General features: G+C 30.6%; 2 protein-coding genes and 1 pseudogene. All 3 read right to left on the bottom strand.

Annotation, left to right across the window (positions count from 1 at the left end):
- Positions 1-271, bottom strand: a pseudogene (locus HU235_RS12100) (PH domain-containing protein); the annotation flags it as partial.
- A 1-nt stretch (position 272) separates the two neighbouring features.
- Complete coding sequence (locus tag HU235_RS12095) at positions 273-764, bottom strand: PH domain-containing protein (protein ID WP_174880369.1); 492 nt, start codon at positions 762-764, stop codon at positions 273-275.
- Between the two features lie 156 nt (positions 765-920).
- A complete protein-coding gene (locus tag HU235_RS12090) occupies positions 921-1,223 on the bottom strand; it encodes a hypothetical protein (protein ID WP_174880368.1) in 303 nt (100 codons plus the stop codon).
- Between the last annotated feature and the right edge of the window lie 11 nt (positions 1,224-1,234).

Raw genomic sequence — 1,234 nt, 5'->3', positions numbered from 1 at the left:
AAGGTACTGTTTGTTTTGATTTAACAAAAACTCCTTTATGTATATGAAATGAGTGATTGTCAAGCTCATATTTATGTGTCATCCACTTTAATAAAATATAGATGACAGCAATAAATATCAAAGCAACAAAGGCCATTCTACCATATTTAAATAAATCGGATTCCTCACCATATTTAATAACATAAAGGTAAAATCCAATAAAAAAAGTATTTCGTAACAATTTCCATAATTCGAAAATGACTAAACAAAAATGATATCGCTTTGCTTTCATACTATTCTACTTCCTTTATTTTTGCATAATAAGCAATTTTATTGCGTAATTCTGTTGCTATTTCTTCTGAAAGCGCAGGAATAGTATGAGTGGACCCCATCGTTTCTATTTTAACGGAAAACAACCGATATTTTCGATAAATCGGACCTTGGCTTGTTGAAACAGCTTGTATTTTTGTCATTGGAACGAGATGATGCTCCTCAAATATTGCCCCAAATTTTAACTTTAAAAACTCTTCGTCCACATCATAACGCCAATTTTTATAAAGAAGAAATGGCCTCATTATCGACCAAATCGGTGATAACACTGCTAGTACGGCAAGTCCGATTAATATCCAACCAATCCACTCTAGCCAAGAAAAATGATAATCGAGGTAAAATAAAACTGTTAGTACAATAAAGCCAATTAAATCTGAAATTAAATCACTTATCATCCATACTTTAATTGCATTTTTAGATAATTTTTTCTGCGGTGCACTAATTTCTGAATCCATTTCAACCATCCTTTAAATCAAAAAATATTATACTATTATCATTAAATTACCATTTATATCCTTCTACATCAATATGAGATTAGTATATTGGCAATTTTATTAATAAACCTATGAAACTTACTTTAGAAATAAATAAAGTAAAGGAAGATAACTAGATTATCTTCCTTTTCTTCCTTCATATAATTTAGGAGTACTATAATTCCTCTTACTTCTAGGTTTCTCGTAATTACCTTTCAATGAATCTAATCTTCTAACAGCTTTTTCAAATTCTTCATTGGAAAGCTGCTTCGTTGCTAATAATGAGTATAACATCGCAAAGGCAATCGGCTTTGTATCTACATGAATTGTAATATCTACATCGGAATTACCACTATGACTTAAGGTCGCAGCATTTGCTTGCAAACTTTTCTCGAGTAACTTTGAAACTTGCTCATCAATTGGAACAACATTATTTTTCAAATGTTACACCC

The organism is Metabacillus niabensis (assembly GCF_902829255.1).
Classification (GTDB): domain Bacteria; phylum Bacillota; class Bacilli; order Bacillales; family Bacillaceae; genus Metabacillus; species Metabacillus niabensis.
This window is presented reverse-complemented; position numbering and strand designations above follow the sequence as displayed.